The sequence below is a fragment of the Microcoleus sp. B3-A4 genome, assembly GCF_036705385.1.
GTDB lineage: Bacteria > Cyanobacteriota > Cyanobacteriia > Cyanobacteriales > Microcoleaceae > Microcoleus.
In genome coordinates, this window is the sequence record NZ_JAUBUI010000002.1 from 152,645 (window position 1) to 171,750 (window position 19,106).

Consider the following 19,106-nt stretch of genomic DNA (forward strand, 5'->3'; position numbering starts at 1 on the left):
TGCAATCGTGAGTTGCCATGTCATCATCCCAGCCTTCAATCCTCAAGAAACTGATTAGTAATGCGCCGCTGCGAACCGTTTTGATTGTTCCGTTCGTACTACAGATTATCGGTGCAGTCGGTATTGTTGGCTACTTATCCTTCCGCAACGGACAGAAAGCAGTAAACGATTTGGCATCTCAACTGCGGACTGAAGTGAGCAGTCGCATTGACCTGCATCTAGACAGCCAACTCAACACAGCCCGTCACCTTGCTCAGGTGAATGCCGATGCCTTCGACGTGGGATTGCTCGATTCCAAAGATTTAGATAAAATATCTCGTTTCTTCTGGAAACAGATGCAATTATTTAATGTGGGCTACATCAGCTTTGGCGCTCCAGGAGGTGAGTTTGCGGGTGCTGGATATCACATAGATCGAAATAGTGTTTCTTCTGCCTTCATTTATCCCAAGCAGCGGGGCTATCAAAATTATAACTTCTACAATTACAATACAGATAATCAGGGCAACAAAACTACGCTTATTGATATATACAAAAACTACGATTTCCACAAAGAGCTGTGGTACTCAAACACGGTTAAAGCTAGAAAACCCACATGGGTTTTATACCAGTGGGAAATCACGCCCTATCCTCTGGCTGTTTCTGCAAATCGCCCGGTTTATGACAAGAACAATCAACTGATTGGTGTCATCGGCATCGACCAGCGTCTTTCGGAAATTAGCGATTTCTTGCGTCACATCAAAGTCAGCAAATCCGGCAGAACGTTTATTGTGGAGCGCAGCGGGCTAATTGTGGCGAGTTCCAGCAACGAGCAACCCTTCAAACTGATTAATAACAATCCCGAACGGTTAAACGCGTTGGAAAGCAGCGATCGACTGATCCGATCGACATCTCAATATTTAGTAAAGCATTTCGGCGGCTTCAACAATATCAAAGATACTCAACAGCTTGATTTCTGGCTGAATAAAGAACGGCAGTTTGTCCAAGTTTTGCCCTGGAAAGACGAATGGGGATTGGATTGGTTGGTAGTTGTTGCGGTTCCTGAATCCGATTTCATGGCACAGATTAATGCCAATAGCCGCACCACGATTCTATTTTGCCTCGGGGCTTTAGTTGTGGCAACGGTTGTTGGTTTTTACACTTCCCGCTTGATTACCGAGCCGATCGTACTCTTGAGCAATGCCTCATCCGCGATCGCCTCCGGGAAATTCGATCGCAGCGTGGAAGTCTCCGGGCAAAATGAATTGGGCGTGCTTTCCCAATCCTTCAACGACATGACGAAGCAACTGCGCGACTCTTTCCGAGCTCTAGAAAACACCAACGCCGAACTCGAACAGCGCGTCGAAGAACGCACCGTCGAACTCAAACAAGCCAAAGACATGGCAGACAGCGCCAACCGCGCCAAAAGCGAATTTTTGGCTAACATGAGCCACGAATTGCGGACTCCCCTCAACGGCATTTTAGGATACGCGCAAATTCTCCAGCGCAGCGAGCCTCTGACGCACAAAGGCCGCGGCGGAGTTGATATCATATATCAGTGCGGTTCGCACTTGCTAACGCTGATTAATGATGTGTTGGATTTGTCGAAAATCGAAGCCCGAAAACTCGAACTGCATCCCGTCGCCTTTCATCTGCCTTCATTCATCCAAAGTGTTGCCGAAATCTTCACGATTCGCGCTGAGGAAAAAGGAATTGCCTTTGATTTGCAGACTGATTCGCAACTTCCTACAGGAGTTTTGGGTGATGAAAAACGTTTGCGCCAAGTGCTGCTGAATTTGCTGGGAAATGCGGTTAAGTTTACGGAAAAAGGCAGAGTTATTTTTCAGGTTGATGTCGTCAAAGATGCTAAGTTTTGCGATTTAAGTTCACAGTTAGAAAACTCTACTCAAAAATTATACAAAATTCGCTTCCGAGTCGAAGATACAGGCCCGGGAATGAGGCCAGAACAAGTTAATAAAATCTTTCTGCCTTTTGAGCAAGTAGGTGATGTTAAAAAACAATCCGAAGGCACCGGATTGGGACTCGCGATCAGTCAAAGGATTGTGGGTTTGATGCAGAGTGAAATTGCGATCGAAAGCCGTCCTGGAGTTGGCAGTATTTTTTCCTTTGAAGTGGAACTCCCGGAGGCCCAGGATTGGGCTGATAGTTCGAGAATCATGGAACAGGGGGCTGTACTAAGCTACTTGGGCGAAAAACGCAAAATTCTGGTGGTGGATGACAGGTGGGAAAACCGGGCTGTGCTGGTGAATTTACTGGAACCATTAGGATTTGAGATGATTGAAGCGGCTGATGGCAAGGAAGGGTTCGATCGAGCTTTAGCGATTATGCCAGATTTAATCCTCACCGATTTAGCAATGCCCGTGATGGACGGGTTGGAGTTGTTGCGCCAAATCCGCGCTCATCCTCAACTGCGAGAAACGATCGTGTTGGTGACATCTGCTAGCGTGTTTGACATAGATCGCCACAAGAGTCTGGATGCAGGCAGCAATGATTTTTTGCCGAAACCAGTGCAGGCAAATTTGTTGCTGGGGTTACTTCAAAAATATTTGCAACTGGATTGGGTGTATGACGAAACAGTAGATCCGGGCAAAAAAGGGCAAGAGGCGATCGGGCAAAGCAAAATGCAACTGCCTGCGATCGAGATTTTGCATTTGTTAAATGAACAGGCTCAAGCTGGCGATTTGGACGGGGTAATCGATATTGCGACTCGGATTCAAACAGCCAATCCAGAACAAGCTATTTTTGCTAAAAAAATACTCGTTTTGGCAGAAGGATTTCAGGTCAAACAATTGCTGGCATTGATTGAAGAACATTTATCAAAAGCGTAAGGAAAAAACATCATGTCTGAGTCAGACAAAAGATTTATTTTGATAGTAGATGACAGTTCCACAAACTTGTCTGTTCTGTCGCAGGCCTTAAAAACAGCAGGCTACAAAGTGCGAGTCGCAGTAGACGGCGAATCAGCGATGGCGATGCTGGAAAAATGCGCGCTCGATCCAAGAAAAACCCCTTTCCCAGAACTAATATTGTTAGACGTGCAAATGCCCGGAATCAACGGCTTTGAAACCTGTCGCCAGCTCAAAGCCAACCCCGCGACAAGGGCAATTCCGGTCATTTTTATGACAGCCTTAGCAGATGCCCAAAGCAAAATAGAAGGCTTGTCATTAGGTGCAGTGGATTACATCACTAAACCCTTTGAACAAGAGGAAGTAATTGCCAGAGTTAACATTCACTGGCGGCTCAAACAGTTAACCGACAATCTTGAACAGCAAGTTACTGAACGCACCGGCGCTTTGCAACAAGCCCAAGTACAAGTAGTGCAGCAAGAAAAACTCTCTGCCTTGGGACAACTCGTTGCAGGAGTAGCCCATGAAATTAACAACCCGCTGAGTTTTATGGTCAGCAACATTACGCCTGCCAAGGAATATCTGGCTGAGATTGCAGAACTTCTTAGCCTCTATCAAAAACACTATCCTGAACCTGTATCAGATATCGCTATCAAGATTGATGAGATAGATTTAGATTTTGTGATGGAGGATTTTTCTCACCTCTTGGATTCAATGGGAATAGGCACTGAACGCATTAAAGATATTTCGCTGGCGCTGCGGAATTTTGCGCGTTCAGATGGAGATACTGCCACTGCGATCGATCTGCACGAAACTTTAGATAGTACGCTGCTGCTGTTAAAACATCGACTGAAGAATCGAGGCGCTCGTCCCGCCATTGAAGTTATTCAAAACTACGGTGAATTGCCCCCGATTAAATGTTATCCTGGGCCGATGAACCAAGTGTTTATGAATTTGTTAGCAAATGCGATCGACGCTCTGGAAGATGCCTGGGAAAAAGACCAACGTTCCCTGAAAATTACAATTAGCACGGAAGTGTTGCGCGAAAGTGCGATCGTCCGAATTGCCGATAACGGGTTGGGAATGGCGGAGGAGATTCAACAACATTTGTTTGAACCTCTGTTTACGACAAAAGAGGTGGGTAAAGGAACCGGGCTGGGATTGTCCATTGCTAAGCAGATTGTGAAAGATAAACACGGCGGTCAATTGTGCTGCAAATCTACCGCCGATGAGGGAACCGAATTTGCGATCGAACTTCCTATTCAAGTCTAAAATCTAAAATGGTATGACTTTCTGCCAGCAATAAAAATCACTGGCAAGTGCGATCATCGCAATCAATATCCAAATTGCAAAGTCACAGAAGCTTCTACCTGCTGTTCCCCTCCCACCACTGGTGTTGTAGCGTCAGCAGCAGCCATGCGAGCACCAGCCACTTGCCTATACATTGGAGGTGGCGCGCTAGCACCGTTGACTTGAATGCCCAGAATCTCTCCCCGCTTGAGATTGAGGGCGCTCAAGACAGCATCCGCTTGCGCTTGAGCATCTTGAGTTGCTTTTTTGATTGCTTGTTTTCGAGCAGATTCGATCGCACTTTCGGCAGCGACAAAACTCACGCCGTCGATGCGTGTGGCTCCGGCATTCACCGCATCGTCGAGCAAAGTGCCGGCAGATGCAGTATTAATCCGAAAACTGACCGTATTCGTCGCCGTATAGCCCGTCAAGCGCTGTTGGTTGTTGTCGAAGTTATAAATGGGATTGAGGGTAATGCCGGCAGTTTCGAGTTTTTCGACTTGGCGCGATCGCAGCAACTCTACCACAGCGGACGATCGTCTCGCCGCTTCCTGCTGCACCTCGGCCGCCGTTTTCCCCTGCACCTCAACCCCCAGCCGCACTTGCGTTTGAGTTGTCGGAATCGCTTCCACACCCCGCCCAGTAACAGTCAGCGTTCTGATCCGCTGTTCTTGAGCCACCGCCGGATCTAATCCCACGAAACTGACGAGAGTTAAGGTTAAACACAACGCTGTTAGCAGACTGCGGAAATTAATGCGATCGCGCGATCGTAAAGTTGAATTCATAAATTTGATTCTCCTCACATACAACAGATGCTATACTTTACCTTCCCACTGAAATTGCTAAATATCCGGGTTGTTACATTTTTAGCAACTAAAAAAATAGTCCGTACTTCTGAATAAATTATGAGTTATTATGATGTCCGCAGGACGCTCCCCTAAAAAATTGGTGTTCTGGGCAAAATAAGAGGTTTGGCAACGATAAATATAGAAACCCACCCAGTTTATGACACTCCGACGCAACTACTATTTCATTTTAAATAAAATTTAAAAATGATAAAATTGTTAAAAGATGCAATCCTTAAAACAAGTTGCCCGCCGACTCAAAAAAGAAACTTACGCTGTTTATTTAGCAAGTACAGACCAGAGAGTACCTTGGTACGCTAGAATTTTAGCAGGTCTTACGGTTGCCTATGCTTTTAGCCCGATCGACTTAATTCCTGACTTCATACCGATTCTCGGCTACTTGGACGATTTGATAATTGTACCTTTGGGAATTTGGCTGGTACTGAAGATGATTCCGCCACAGGTTTTAGCCGAGTGTCGGGAAAAAGCAGCCGCAGAAATAGAGCGAGGAAAACCGATAAATCGGGCTGCCGCTGTTGTGATTGTTGCCATTTGGATTAGCTTGGGAATATTAGCAGCAATGTGGCTGACACGGATATTTAAACGTTAAAAAAAATCACCTATCTAGTTATAGTGTAGGGTGCGCGCCGAGCACCTTACCTTAAACAACTCGCTTGGCAAAAAAATATTTAAAGTTCAAAAAATCACCGTTCTAGTTATAATATAGGGTGCGCTAGGCGCACCTTACCTTAAAAAAAAATCGCGGTATCGCATACCAAGTATTATTTACTCCTTAAAAAATTAAACTAACTTTCTAGCTATGACTCAAACCACTGATTTCCTCAGCCACCTCAACCCATCTCAGCGCCAAGCAGTCGCCCATTATAACGGGCCGCTGTTAGTAGTAGCGGGCGCTGGTTCCGGCAAAACCAGAGCTCTAACTTACCGAGTTGCTAACTTAGTCCGCACCCATCGAGTCGATCCTGAAAATATTCTGGCGGTGACATTTACAAATAAAGCCGCCAGGGAGATGAAAGAAAGAATTGAGAAATTGCTGGCAACTCAGCAAGCTGAAGCTGAATATGGCAAACCTTTGGTCGAGTTGACCCCGGATGTGCAAACGAAATTGCGAGCGCAAATTTACCAGAGAATTACCAAGCACATTTGGATGGGAACTTTCCACTCTTTGTGCGGTCGCATTCTCCGCTACGATATTGAAAAATACCAAGACGAAAAAGGCCGCAAGTGGCAGAAAAATTTTTCGATTTTTGATGAATCAGATGCTCAAGGTATCGTCAAACAAATCGTTACCAAAATCCTGAACCTCGACGACAAGAAATTTGACCCGCGAAAAGTCCGCTATATCATCAGCAACGCTAAAAATAAAGGGTTGTCGCCTCAAGAATACCACGCCGCAGAACCGGATTATCGAGGTCGCGTGATTGCCGATGTTTATAGTCGCTACCAAGACGCTTTAGCAGCAAACAATGCCCTAGATTTTGACGATTTAATCCTCGTTCCCGTTAAACTTTTGAGCCAAAACGAGGAAGTATTAAGTTACTGGCATAAAAAGTTTTGCCATATTTTAGTTGACGAATACCAAGATACTAACCGCACTCAATACGATTTGATTCGGATGTTGGTGACAAATAACGCCGACCCGAAAAGCTTCGATAAATGGCAAAACCGCTCGATTTTTGTGGTGGGGGATGTCGATCAATCAATTTACAGCTTTCGGATGGCAGATTATACCATATTGCTGGAATTTCAAGAGGATTTTGGAGATGGTTTGTCAGACGAAAAAACTGGGACAATGGTAAAATTAGAGGAAAATTATCGATCGCGCGAAAACATCCTGCAAGTGGCGAACCACTTGATCGAACACAATACCGAACGGATCGAGAAAATTCTGCGCCCGACTCGCGAACCGGGAGCTCCGATTGTTGTCTGGCGCGCCGACAACGAATTAGATGAAGCGGAATTTGTAGCAGGTCAAATTCATTCCTTAAAGCGCCAAAACTCCGAATACGAAAACGGCAGTAACTTTGCGATTCTTTACCGCACAAACGCTCAATCTCGATCCTTTGAAGAAGCGTTAATGCGTTTAGACATTGCCTACAATATTGTCGGTGGCCTCAAGTTTTACGATCGCAAAGAAATCAAAGATATCCTAGCATACCTGCGGGCGCTCGCCAATCCCGACGATAGCGTCAGCCTCAAACGCATCATCAATACTCCCCGTCGCGGCATTGGGGATACCACATTTTCCAAAATCGAAGACGCTGCAACTCAGTTAGGCATTCCGTTGTGGGAAATCCTCAGCGATGAGTCTTCTGTCAATACTCTCGCAGGGCGATCGGCAAAAGCTATTATTAAGTTTGCCGAAATGATTGGTCGTTGGCAATCGCAAGTTGAAACTCTGCCAGCTTCGCAAATTGTCCAAGGAATTATCCAAGATTCAGGCTACATTGAAGATTTGAAAAATCAAGGAACCGACGAAGCCACAAACCGCATAGAAAACGTCATAGAATTGTACAATGCAGTGCTACAATTTGAAGAACAAAACGAAGAACCGACGCTGACATCTTTTTTAGCAAAAGCATCTTTAGCATCCGATTTAGATGACTTGCAGGAAGAAGATTCCCGCGTCTCGCTGATGACGCTGCACTCCGCAAAAGGGTTAGAATTTCCCGTAGTATTTCTAGTCGGAATGGAACAGGGCTTATTTCCCAATTTCCGCAGTTTGGACGACCCGAAAGCGATCGAAGAAGAACGCCGTTTGTGCTACGTCGGCATCACTCGCGCCCAGGAATTGCTATTTCTCACCCACACTCGCGAACGTCGCCTTTGGGGAGGTTTCCGGGAACACTGCACCCCTTCGCTATTCTTAGGAGAATTGCCGACACATTTGCTGGCTGGAAGTGCGAAGAAAACTCCAGCGGGGAAAACGGCTGCATCTAAGGGAAAAACTAATAATTCAGCAGCTAATTCCGGGAGTTCTCAATCGGGAAACAATGGACAATCGGCGGATTGGCAAACGGGCGATCGGGTTTTTCATCATGCTTTTGGAGTTGGAGAAATTACGCACGTTTTAGGGGCAGGCGATAAAACAAATCTGGCAATTAAATTTTCGGGTTTGGGCAGAAAAATCATCGATCCGAGAACAGCTAAGTTGCAGCGAGTTTAATAGAAAATCCGGCGGTTTCAACCGCGTATATACAGGCAAAACCCTAGAATAGCGGGTTGAAGAATGGGCGGTTAAAATGCGGTAAGAATTACGTTTTTATCTTTAGTCTACGTCGGGGTAGCTCGTTTGTGTAGACGCGGTTTCAACCTTCGTTTTGTCTAAGTAAAAAGTAGAAGTAAAAACCTAAACTCTTATGTCTTACAGTCAATTTACGACCATCGGCAAGGTTAAAGAAGCCTTCAATCTTACAGTAGTGGAAGGAATTAGATTTCTGCCGGAAATCGAGCCGATCGCACCCGCAACAGCATTGCAGACCATGCTGGAGACAAATTTGCCTTGGGCGATCGCCACTAGCACCGAAAAAGCCCGTTCTGAAGCTATTATTAACCCTGTATTGCTGGAAGTTCGCAGGATTCTGAACCAACAAATCAGCGTGTTTTCGGGTGAAGAATTTAATGTTGATGTGGCTGTTGGACTTACAGGAGTTTGCGATTTTATCATCAGCCGTTCCCCGGAACAATTAGACGTTGAGGCCCCGGTAATTGTGATGGTGGAAGCTAAAAAAGGAGATTTGAAAGTAGGTTTGGGTCAATGTATTGCTGAAATGGTGGCGGCCCAGAGATTTAATGAAGCCAAAGGGCGATCGATTTCCGTCATCTACGGCAGCGTTTCCAGCGGCACAGCTTGGCGGTTTCTAAAGCTGGAAGGGCAAATAGTAACGATCGATCTTACCGATTATCCGCTACCTCCAGTAGATAAAATATTGGGATTTTTAGTGTGGATGGTGCGCGAAAATTAGCATTATATCCCCATCGCACCCCGCATTGCTAATAACGCCGTCCCATAAGCAGCCGCAGTATGAATTGGCGTTTCAACTGGCACTTTTAAATAACGCTGTCTAATTGCACTCCAAACCGCATTTTTACCCCCCCCGCCAGCAGTATAAACTTTTGTCAAAGAAGTTGCACCCAATTCTTGCAATAATTGATATCCCCGCCCTTCAATCCGCGCTATGCTTTCTAGCAAACCGTGCAGAAATTCCACTGAATCAGTGGGACGCGGTTCGAGTCTGGGCGGCAAATTCGGGTCATTAATCGGAAAGCGATCGCCTTTTTTCAACAATGGGTAATAATCCAGCAAACTCTCTTCTTCTGGATCAATTTGTTTGCTATAATTATCCAACTCAACATCAGTAAAAAAATGCCGCAGCACCGCACCTCCGGTATTAGAAGCACCTCCAACTAACCACAAATCGCCTAATTTATGACTGTAAATCCCGTATCTAGAATCATCTACGCGGGTATGACTTAACAGTTTGACTGCTAGTGTAGAACCGAGAGAAGTTACTGCTTCCCCTGGTAAATTGACACCGCTTGCTAAAAATGCTGCAATGCTATCGGTTGTGCCAGCACAAACCATACAATCGCGAGGAAAACCAAAGCGATCGCCCACTTGAGCTCTCACTTCCCCCACAGGCGTGCCCGGTGCGACAACTTGCGGCAATTCAGGCGTTGCAGCGCCCGCAATTCCCTGTGTCAGCCAATTCGGATAGCACAAAGTATCAACATCGAAACCGAGTTTCAAAGCATTGTGATAGTCGCTAATTCCCAATTTTCCGTGCAGCAGAAATGCCAGCCAGTCAGCTTGATGCAGGAAAACTGTAGGGGCGGTTTCCTCTCGAAAGTCTTGGAACCACAGGAGTTTGGCCAGACTGGATGTTGCGCTCAATACTGTGTGGTTATCAGGCGCGATCGCCCGCAACCTCTCTGTCACCGCTGCACCGCGCGCATCATTGTATAAAATCGGCTCGCATACTGGTATACCGTCGGTATTGCACAACATGACAGTGGAAGATGTGCCGTCAAGGGCGATCGCCCTTACCTGATTGCGGATTGCTGGGGGAATTTGCTCGATCAAATCCCACAGCGCATTTTGCCACAGCGAGGGCAATTCAGGCTGTTGTTGCCCCTTGTTGGCAAAAGTATATTCTGTCTCAGAATGTATTGTACCCTGGGAGTCTATGACAGTCGATCGGGCGCCAGTCGTGCCGAAATCTATTCCCAAATAAAGATTCATTTGTTAATCCTGCCAATTTTCCAATTTTGAGTAAACCACAAAGTTTATTTGCGTCTTATGGTTGTTTCATTCCTCAGCTTCTGCTGCGGCAATATCAGCATTTATTTGATCTTTACTGGCGTATTCTTTAAATATGGGATGATTTTCTAAGCTGCGATAAATAAGTCTGATAATTTTTATGTCTGCTAAAGATTATGTTGTAAATTCTATTTCATAGGGCATATCTAAGCTGTACATATTTTAATAGAATTGGTGCATTACTGTTCGCTAATTAACCCTAGATTTGTAAAAAAGGTTCGAGAATAAATACTTGACAAAGGGCTGAAATCGCTATTGATTACAGCTTACACTTCTCGATGCGAGAGAAGAGAGAACCACACAACCAACCCCAACCACCCCAACACCCCAACAACCCAACCCAATCCTTCTCCCCCCCACGCAAACACACGCGCACACGACGGGAGGTGCCCCCGTGGTGCTTCCAGATTAAAGGTTAAATCATCGTACTCCAACCAACCTTTCCTCCCCTTTCTCCTTTTTCTCCAACCCACACGATCGCCTAGCTTGCATTCAGTGTCATAATCAACTTTACCGCCTATTTCTAACCAGATTTTTTTCTGGACGCTAAAGCCAAAGTGACCCTGACTGTATTTTACCCACAATTTGTCGATCGTCCGCAAATCATCGCAAGGAAAATTCTCGATCGAGTTCGTATCGAACCAACCTTCCTTCTCCCGTCTAGCAGCTTTTAACATCACCTTGAATGTTTCCCTATCCGCCTCTTTCCACTCCCCTGTGGCCAATAAATCCCGCAGACGAGTATAGTCAACACCCAGCGCTGATTTAAGCGAGTCTGGTGGCGGTGCCGGTGGAGGTGTTTGAGGTGATAATTGAGGTGATCGAGTACCAATATCCTGCAAAACTTCAGTAGCAGATTGATAACGTTTTTTAATAGCAGGTTGTATCATTTTATCTAAAATCTGACTCAGTTCCGAGCTGACAGATGTTTTCAAGTGTTCTCGCCACACCCACTCAAACTCGCTATCATCGAATAAATCAATCGGCTCAACCTGAGTTAACAGACACAGACAAGTCACACCCAGACTATAAATATCACTAGCATGAATCGGTTTACCGTTGGCTTGTTCTGGTGCCATATATCCAGCCGTCCCGATCCTCGTTCCCGTTAGCCCTAGAGCCGTTTGTGTCGCATATTTCGCGGCTCCAAAGTCAACTAAAACCAGTTGCCTATCTTGCCTAAGAATAATATTCTCTGGCTTGATATCCCGGTGAATTACTTGGCGGGAATGAATGAACTCGAATACTGGCAATAAATTATTAAGCAAGTCGCGAATCTGCGTTTCGCTAAAATATCCCTTAGATTCTAGTGCTTCGGCTAAATTTTCACCGTCGATGAATTCTTGGACTAAATACTGCCGTCCATCTTGACTAAAATATGCTAATAATTCGGGAATTTGAGAATGTTTACCCAACTGTTCTAGGCGTACTGCTTCAAGCTCAAATAACTCAGCCGCTTTCTGGATACTAGAAGGGTCTTGAAATTGGGGGTAAAATTGTTTAATAACGCAGGGAGGTTTTGAGGGTTTATACTCGTCAATAGCTAGAAAAGTGCGCCCAAATCCCCCTTGTCCAATAATTTTTTGGGCTCCGTAGCGATCGCCCAATAGCAGTTTATTCCCGCATTTTTGACAAAATTTTGTAGAGCCAGACGGGTTTTTGAATAGGCAATCCGGGTTTAGACACTGGCTCATAAAATATGCTTGCAGATTACAGATTAAAGCTATCGATGCGGTGCCAGCGGACATGGTGTTCCATGTGAAACAGCAGATCCCGGTAAGGACATCGCATTGCCTTTCATCGTGTCAACTTAACCCGAAAAACCGCTTAACCCGAAAGATCGGCAGGGGTTTAAACCCCTGCCAAACAAGGCATTGCCGTGTCCCTAGTTAAACTTTTGTCCCGCACTCAGGACAAAAGTTATTGGTCGAAACATTCTTAGCGCCGCAACTGGGACAATAAACCAACTCCGCAGATTGCAACTTGCTACGATCGGGCAAACCAACCATTTGAGCGTTGCTCTTACCTGGAACTACCATCGGATAGCAGTTTTCGTCCCTCGTCACCTTCACGTTCATCAGCACCGGGCCGTCATGAGCGAGCATTTGAGCGATCGCATCTTTGAGTTCCTCGGGCCCTGAAACCTGCATCCCCTTCAGCCCGTAAGCTTCAGCCAGCATCACAAAATCCGGCATCCCTACAGTCATATTCGACGACGAATAACGCTCCCCGTAGAACGCTTGCTGCCACTGCCGCACCATTCCCTGCCAGCCGTTATTTACAATAACAATCTTGACATTAATGCCGTATTGTGTTAGTGTTCCCAGCTCTTGAATATTCATTTGCACGCTAGCATCGCCAGCAATACAAATCACTTGCTCATGCGGCAGCGCCATTTTCGCGCCCATCGCCGCCGGCACCCCGAAACCCATCGTACCCAAACCAGCGCTCGAAATCCAGCGGCGCGGCCCGTTGTTCAAGAATTGAGCCGACCACATTTGATGTTGACCGACATCTGTTGTGTAGTAAGCATCCGGCGCTTGGGTAGCCAACTCCGAAATCACCTCTTGCGGAGACAAAATCTCGGGGTAATGAGGCACAACTAACGGATAGTCCTGTTTCCACCGATCGATCCTGTGCAGCCATTCCGCAGTCTGTCCGGTCTTCCCCGAAACTCCAGTTTCCCGACAGCGGCGCAGCAAATCGATCAAAACATGGCGGACATCTCCGACAATCGGCACATCAGGGCCGCGATTTTTGCCTACTTCCGCCGGGTCGATATCGATGTGAATCACCTTAGCGCGCGCGGCAAACTCGTCTAATTTGCCCGTCACGCGATCGTCAAACCTCGCCCCCACAGCAATCAGCAAATCGCACTCGGTAACGGCAAAATTAGCGTAAGCAGTGCCGTGCATCCCCAGCATTTTCACCGACAAAGGATGGTTTTCGTCAAAGGAACCTTTGCCCATCAGCGTTGTCGTGACCGGCAATTGAAAAAGTTCGGCGAGTTCCTTAATTTCTTCGTGCGCCCCCGCCGCGATCGCGCCGCCGCCCACATAAAGCAAAGGACGCTTCGCTTCCTTCAGCAAATGAATCGCTTGATTAATCTGTCGGGGATTTCCCTTCACCGTCGGCCGATAGCCCGGAATTCTCACCGATCCGGGTTCCACGGGCAGATAGTCAAATTCTTCTAAACCCACATCCTTGGGTACGTCAACCAACACCGGCCCCGGCCGCCCTGTACTCGCGATGTGGAAAGCTTCTGCCACAATTCGCGCCATATCTCCCGGCTCGCGCACTACATAAGAATGCTTGACAATTGGCAGGGTAATCCCGTAAATATCTGTTTCCTGAAACGCATCAGTGCCGATCGCCGGACGGGGAACCTGACCGGTAATAATTACCATCGGGATCGAATCCATGTGGGCTGTCGCAATCCCCGTCACCAAATTAGTTGCGCCAGGGCCCGAAGTAGCGAAACAAACCCCAACTTTTCCGGTAGCGCGGGCGTACCCGTCGGCCGCGTGAGCAGCACCTTGCTCGTGGCGCACCAGAATATGTTTGATAGCGCCAGTTTCTTCAGCGCGGTAGAGTTCGTCGTAAAGCGGCAGAATTGCGCCGCCGGGATAACCAAAAATATGCTTGACGCCGTGGCGGATCAAGCTGTCAATCAGAGCAAATCCACCAGTTGCACGTCTGATGGTCACTTTAGTTTTTAGTTGCACAGAATTTCCTTCCTTAAACTAATTATGATTTTTAATGAAAGCTTTTATACTACTTTAATCTTAATTAATGAAACTATGAAAATTTAAGTGGTGAGATTTTACGAAAGATTTCGCGCTCGGAGAGGGTTCGCCCGATCGAGACATTGTGGAACAGCAGAGGAAGAAAAGAAACAGAGTAAATCGCGGCTTCTATGCCGGTTTACCGTGATATCACGCTTTTAGAGCATTCGTGATTCGGCATTCGACAAGAAAAACAATCGTTTCAGCAATTAAGAACGTCCTAATCATCAGAGCGGTTGCTATGTTAGAGATCGATCGCGAAAAGAAAGCCCTCTTCCCTCTTCCCATTGGTGTCAACAATCGCCTAAAACCCTTGATAAATCTTGTTTAGACGCGAGTCTCGATCCCGCTCCCATTCCCGTTAAGAAGGGAAACTAAATAGAATGCTTTGGTTCCTCCGACGATCCGGGGATCTGGACAATCATCGTCAAACAGTAGCTCGGTACTACATTTGACCTTAAGTTGACACCAATCCCCTGTTCTATCTTCCTTCTTCCTTCTTCCTTCTCTCTTCTTTCTTGTTTGCAAAGTTTACAGAACATCCTGCAATACTTTGCGAGTATGTTTCCAAGCTGCCATGCCCATCACCGAGACCAAAAAGCCCAAACTCAGCAACACGATTCGCAAGCCGAGGTCATCCGATCGCACGGCTTTGCTGACAGCATCCGTCAGCGGGCCGGTAATCGCTAAAGGCAGGCTCAGAGCAATATTAATCGCATTGTTTTCTAATCCAAAAACTTTGCCCCGCATAGATTCTGGAGTTTTTTCTTGAATCAAAGCCTGCATCGGGCCGTTAATTAACGAAGCACCAAAACCGAACAGAGCACTCAATCCGAATCCCACCCACAACTGTCGGGTAAAGGCAAACATTGCCAATACAAAACCCATCATCAAGAAACCGATTAAAGGTAGAGGTTTGTGGTGGAAGCGACCGCCCCAATGTCCCAAAAAGGCTGCGCCGAAGACCATACCGACTCCCGCAGCAGCCAGCAAAAAGCCAAATTGAGTTTCTTTGAGACCTATTTTGCCTGAAAGCGCGATCGCCAGCACCTGAAGCGCCGCAAACACGGAATACAAAATCGTCAACTGCACCATCGCGTTGCTGACAAGCTGATTGTGTTTCACATACCGCAAACCTTCTTTGAGATCTTGCCAAGGATGGACGTTTTTGCCACTGCTGCCGGCATGACCTTCTTTGATCTGCATGGCATAGATCAAACCTGCTGATATCAGGTATAACCCGCCCAGCAAAAACTCTTGAGAAGCTGATCCGAAGCTGTGTTTAACCCAACTAAACAGCGGTTCGCCGATCGTCATCCCAATAATGATCCCGCCCATTGTGGACGAGGCGAACAGAGCATTTGCTGACATCAGTCCCTCTCGCCCCACGACCAGGGGGACGGCTGCCGCTTCTGCTGGAGCAAAAAATTGCGTTACGGTAGAGATCAAAAACGTCATCGTCAACAAAACCACAAAAGCTTTGGGCAAAAACGGCAAAGCTACAATCAACCCCGCTCGAATCACGTTGCAGGCGATCAGCATTTGCTTTTTAGAAAAGCGGTCTACGACGATACCGGCTACAGAACCAAAGACGATCGCCGGCACCGTGTAGGCGATCATCACCGCTGACAGCATAGAATTTCCCGAATGCTGCCAAGAAACAGGCCAGGGTAGGTAGTCGCCTGTTTTTAGTAGAATAATCAGCAATACATAAAAGATTTTATCCGCCACTTGGGCCAATAACTGGCCGGTCCACAAGGCGAGGAAGGGGCGATTTCTCAGTAGGGCATCAAGCCCGCTGCGGTCAGGGGGAGGGCTGGCTGGGTGCATAGGAATAGTTTAACTGACCGCCTCTGGCAATTATAGTTTTCAGCAATACGTGCAAATCTGACGACATAGCAAAGCGGAAACTCGGAAAAATCCTGTCTCCTGCGTTCTTTTTCTGTTTTAGCAGATCGGCGGGGGACGACTGCTGCAGTCTTCTTAACTCTACCGCGATCGACCGGAACCGAGAACCCGCGCCCCCGAAAAATCCAAGAAGATTGTTAAAGGTTGGCGTGCATTTCATCGCGAGTACAAGATACGGTAATATACTTGACAAAATACTTGCTGCTGGCAGTGATATTAAAAGATGTCACGCCGATTAAGTAATATAACGAAGGTACTAACTGTTAGGAGTGAGAAACTTGAAAAAGGTTGAAGCTATTATTCGCCCCTTTAAACTAGACGAAGTGAAAATCGCACTCGTCAATGCTGGTATTGTGGGGATGACTGTTTCTGAAGTTAGAGGTTTTGGCCGTCAGAAGGGCATGACAGAACGCTATCGCGGTTCTGAGTACACCGTTGAGTTTTTGCAAAAGCTCAAGGTCGAGATTGTTGTGGAAAACGATCAGGTTGACATGGTGGTTGATAAAATTATCGCGGCTTCCCGCACGGGCGAGATTGGCGACGGCAAGATTTTCATCTCTCCTGTAGAACAAATTATTCGGATTCGGACTGGGGAAAAGAACTTGGAGGCAATCTAAGATACTGGGGCATTGGGCATTGGGCATTGGTAATTGGTCATCGGTAACTAATCATTGCCAACGAAAAACCTCTTTCCTGTTTAGTTTTGATACCTAAGTGTCAATATCCAATGCCACAGTTACCCCATGTTTTGGCTTTTTTCTTCATTATCGGGTGACAAGGTTCGCCATTTGTGGTAAAAGAGCCTGGAATGCTAGGCCGCGGTGAGAGTGCGATCGCTTGATATCCGGTGTCATTTCGGCAAAAGTCTGTTGCTGTGCGGGTACGTAGAAAATGGGATCGTATCCGAAACCTCCCGTACCGCGAGGAGTCTCCAGGATTTCGCCTCGGCAAATTCCTTCTACTTGCAAGGCAATTGTACCGTCGGGACGGGCGATCGCGATCGCGCAAACAAATTGTGCTTCCCGGTTTTGTTCGCTTCCCAATTCTTTGAGAAGTCGAGATATCCTGTCAGCATCGGTTTTCCCGTAGCGTGCGGAGTAAATCCCTGGTTGGCCGTTGAGTGCATCTACCATTAAACCAGAATCATCGGCGATCGACCATTTGCCAGTTGCTTTTGCCACTTCAGACGCCTTCAAGCAAGCATTAGCAATAAAAGTTTCGCCTGTTTCCTCGATTTCCAACTCTTCCGGTTTTAGTTCCAATTCCCATCCCAAATCCTGAAGATAAACTTGCATTTCCTTGAGTTTACCCGGATTGCCGGTAGCTACAACTAACAATTTGCGATCGGTCATTATTTCAATTAAAACTTACGTATTGATATTAACAAAAAAAACGTCGCACGCTCGCAAATAAGTTATATTGTTTCTGGTTGGTTGGGAGTCGGTTACTTGTAGGCTGGGAAATAATGGGATTTTTTGACCGCAGATATCAACGGATGAACGCTGATAGTATTTGAGCTATTTTTATCTGCGTTTATCTGCGGTTGAAAACTCCGATTAATTATGCGCCCACTTTTTCGCCCAGTTTAAGTTTTGCATAACTTCTTTCAAAGTCGCAGCTTCTGAATACAGCCGCAACACCGGTTCAGTACCGCTAAACCGAATTAACAGCCAGCTTCCGTCAGCCAAACGGAATTTATATCCGTCAACTTTGTTGCAATCTACAACTGCTTTGCCGGCGATTTCTGTTAAGGGTTGATTTTGCAGCAGCGACAGCAAACGCGACCTTTCTTCCATGTTTGCTAAGTGCAAGTCTATTCTGTCATAAGCTGAAGTAAAGCTTGTTTCTTGTTGGAGTCGGCTGTAAATCTCGCTTAAGTCTTCCCCCGATTTGACAACTGCTTCTAACAAGTACAGCGCTGACAGCAAAGCATCCCGTTCGGGAATGTGCGTACCGTAGCCAATTCCTCCCGATTCTTCGCCGCCGACTAAGACTTGGGTTGTTAACATTCGATCGGCTATATACTTGTAACCGATCGGCGTTTCAAATAATGGCAAGTCGTACAGCTTGGCAATTTTGGGCATTATGTCTGAACCGCTGACTGTTTTGATGACTTCCCCGGTCAAGCCGCGCCGTTTTGCTAAATGTTCGATTAATATGGGAACTAGGATTTGTGAACTGAGAAAGTTGCCGCTAGAGTCCACCGCTGCAATTCGATCGCTATCTCCGTCAAATACAAATCCGATCGACAAACCAGAATTTTTTCGCTGGTGAGTACGCATCACCCGAAATAACTGCGACAGGTAGCGCGGCAAAGGTTCCGGTGCACCGCCACCGAACAGCGGATCTCGCTCGCTGTTGACTTCATGTACTGTTTCTTCTAAAATTTGAGCTAATCCTCCGGCTGCGGCACCGTGCATTACATCTACAAATACTGTAATTTTGCCGCTGGCGATCGCTTCTTTAATCGCCTCAATATCTACCATTTCCCGCAAGGTTTTGCAGTAAGCCGGCCAAGGATTGAAATTCTCCAATTTCCCGGGAGTGGCTGAAAGTGCCGCCGGATTGTCGAGTTTTGCTTCTATCTGTTGAGTAACTTCGGGCGAAACTGAACCGCCAAATCCGCCCTTGACTTTTAACCCTAAATATGCACCGGGATTGTGGCTGGCTGTCAGGACGATCGCACCCAAAGCATTTAATTGTTTGGCAGCTAAACTGAAAGCTGGAGTAGGGGCGTAGGATTCGCTAAGCAGCACGTCAAATCCTGCGTTTTGGATGGCAACAGCCGCTGTTTTGGCAAATTCTTCAGCCAGAAATCGGCGGTCGTAACCGACAATTACGGTACCGCTGCTGCCATCGCTGCCGCCGGTTTGTGCGAGAACTTGTGCCGCTAAGGGAGCGACTAACGCTACGCGATCGAATGTAAAATCGTCAGCAATGATACCGCGCCAGCCATCTGTACCGAATTTAATAGGATTCATTTAGTCACAAGTCATGAGTCACCCGTCTATTTTATGGGTTTATCAGTCGATCGTCATCTGATTTTAGATTTTAGATTATGGAATTGCGACTGCGGATGAATCTGGGGGCTAGT

The 19,106-nt window shown here is 46.6% G+C and carries 13 protein-coding genes; 6 read left to right on the plus strand and 7 right to left on the minus strand.

Annotated features, from left to right (window positions below; translation table 11 throughout):
• The first annotated feature begins 17 nt into the window (after positions 1–17).
• A complete protein-coding gene (locus QUB33_RS02170; RefSeq protein ID WP_333346619.1) occupies positions 18–2,825 on the plus strand; it encodes an ATP-binding protein in 2,808 nt (935 codons plus the stop codon).
• Positions 2,826–2,837: 12 nt separating this feature from the next.
• Positions 2,838–4,115, plus strand: a complete 1,278-nt coding sequence (locus QUB33_RS02175; protein ID WP_333346622.1) for a response regulator — start codon at positions 2,838–2,840, stop codon at positions 4,113–4,115.
• A gap of 62 nt (positions 4,116–4,177) precedes the next feature.
• Here QUB33_RS02175 and QUB33_RS02180 read toward each other — a convergent pair whose 3' ends face one another.
• A complete protein-coding gene (locus QUB33_RS02180) occupies positions 4,178–4,918 on the minus strand; it encodes an SIMPL domain-containing protein (protein ID WP_333346625.1) in 741 nt (246 codons plus the stop codon).
• Positions 4,919–5,204: 286 nt separating this feature from the next.
• Here QUB33_RS02180 and QUB33_RS02185 point away from each other — a divergent pair, with 286 nt between their 5' ends.
• The 3 genes from QUB33_RS02185 to QUB33_RS02195 all read left to right on the plus strand — a co-directional run bounded on the left by QUB33_RS02185 (position 5,205) and on the right by QUB33_RS02195 (position 8,964).
• Positions 5,205–5,588 (plus strand): YkvA family protein, encoded by a 384-nt coding sequence (locus QUB33_RS02185; RefSeq protein WP_333346628.1) that lies wholly within the window; start codon positions 5,205–5,207, stop codon positions 5,586–5,588.
• Between the two features lie 210 nt (positions 5,589–5,798).
• Positions 5,799–8,165 (plus strand): DNA helicase PcrA, encoded by a 2,367-nt coding sequence (gene pcrA / locus QUB33_RS02190; RefSeq protein WP_333346630.1) that lies wholly within the window; start codon positions 5,799–5,801, stop codon positions 8,163–8,165.
• Between the two features lie 193 nt (positions 8,166–8,358).
• Positions 8,359–8,964 carry a hypothetical protein gene (locus QUB33_RS02195; RefSeq protein WP_190738328.1) on the plus strand — a complete coding sequence of 202 codons (606 nt, stop codon included), beginning with the start codon at positions 8,359–8,361 and terminating at the stop codon, positions 8,962–8,964.
• Between the two features lie 2 nt (positions 8,965–8,966).
• On the opposite strand, the gene QUB33_RS02200 is transcribed toward QUB33_RS02195, so the two are convergent.
• The 4 genes from QUB33_RS02200 to QUB33_RS02215 all read right to left on the minus strand — a co-directional run bounded on the left by QUB33_RS02200 (position 8,967) and on the right by QUB33_RS02215 (position 15,934).
• Positions 8,967–10,241, minus strand: coding sequence for an FGGY-family carbohydrate kinase (locus QUB33_RS02200; RefSeq protein WP_333346634.1), 1,275 nt, complete (start codon positions 10,239–10,241; stop codon positions 8,967–8,969).
• 344 nt (positions 10,242–10,585) lie between these two features.
• Entirely contained in the window at positions 10,586–12,013 is a 1,428-nt protein-coding gene (locus tag QUB33_RS02205; protein ID WP_333346637.1) for a serine/threonine-protein kinase, read from the minus strand.
• 195 nt (positions 12,014–12,208) lie between these two features.
• The gene (ilvB, locus tag QUB33_RS02210; protein WP_333346640.1) at positions 12,209–14,044 is read right to left on the minus strand and encodes a biosynthetic-type acetolactate synthase large subunit; all 1,836 of its coding nucleotides are present in this window, start codon (positions 14,042–14,044) and stop codon (positions 12,209–12,211) included.
• A 591-nt stretch (positions 14,045–14,635) separates the two neighbouring features.
• Entirely contained in the window at positions 14,636–15,934 is a 1,299-nt protein-coding gene (locus QUB33_RS02215) for an MFS transporter (protein ID WP_333346643.1), read from the minus strand.
• A 356-nt stretch (positions 15,935–16,290) separates the two neighbouring features.
• On the opposite strand from QUB33_RS02215, the gene QUB33_RS02220 reads away from it, so the two are divergent.
• Positions 16,291–16,629: a P-II family nitrogen regulator gene (locus tag QUB33_RS02220; protein WP_006633346.1), complete on the plus strand. Its 339-nt coding sequence runs from the start codon at positions 16,291–16,293 to the stop codon at positions 16,627–16,629.
• 147 nt (positions 16,630–16,776) lie between these two features.
• Here the strand turns inward: QUB33_RS02220 and rdgB are convergent, their stop codons facing one another.
• A complete protein-coding gene (gene rdgB, locus QUB33_RS02225; protein WP_333346646.1) occupies positions 16,777–17,364 on the minus strand; it encodes an RdgB/HAM1 family non-canonical purine NTP pyrophosphatase in 588 nt (195 codons plus the stop codon).
• 204 nt (positions 17,365–17,568) lie between these two features.
• A complete protein-coding gene (locus QUB33_RS02230) occupies positions 17,569–18,993 on the minus strand; it encodes a phosphoglucomutase/phosphomannomutase family protein (RefSeq protein ID WP_333346649.1) in 1,425 nt (474 codons plus the stop codon).
• Between the last annotated feature and the right edge of the window lie 113 nt (positions 18,994–19,106).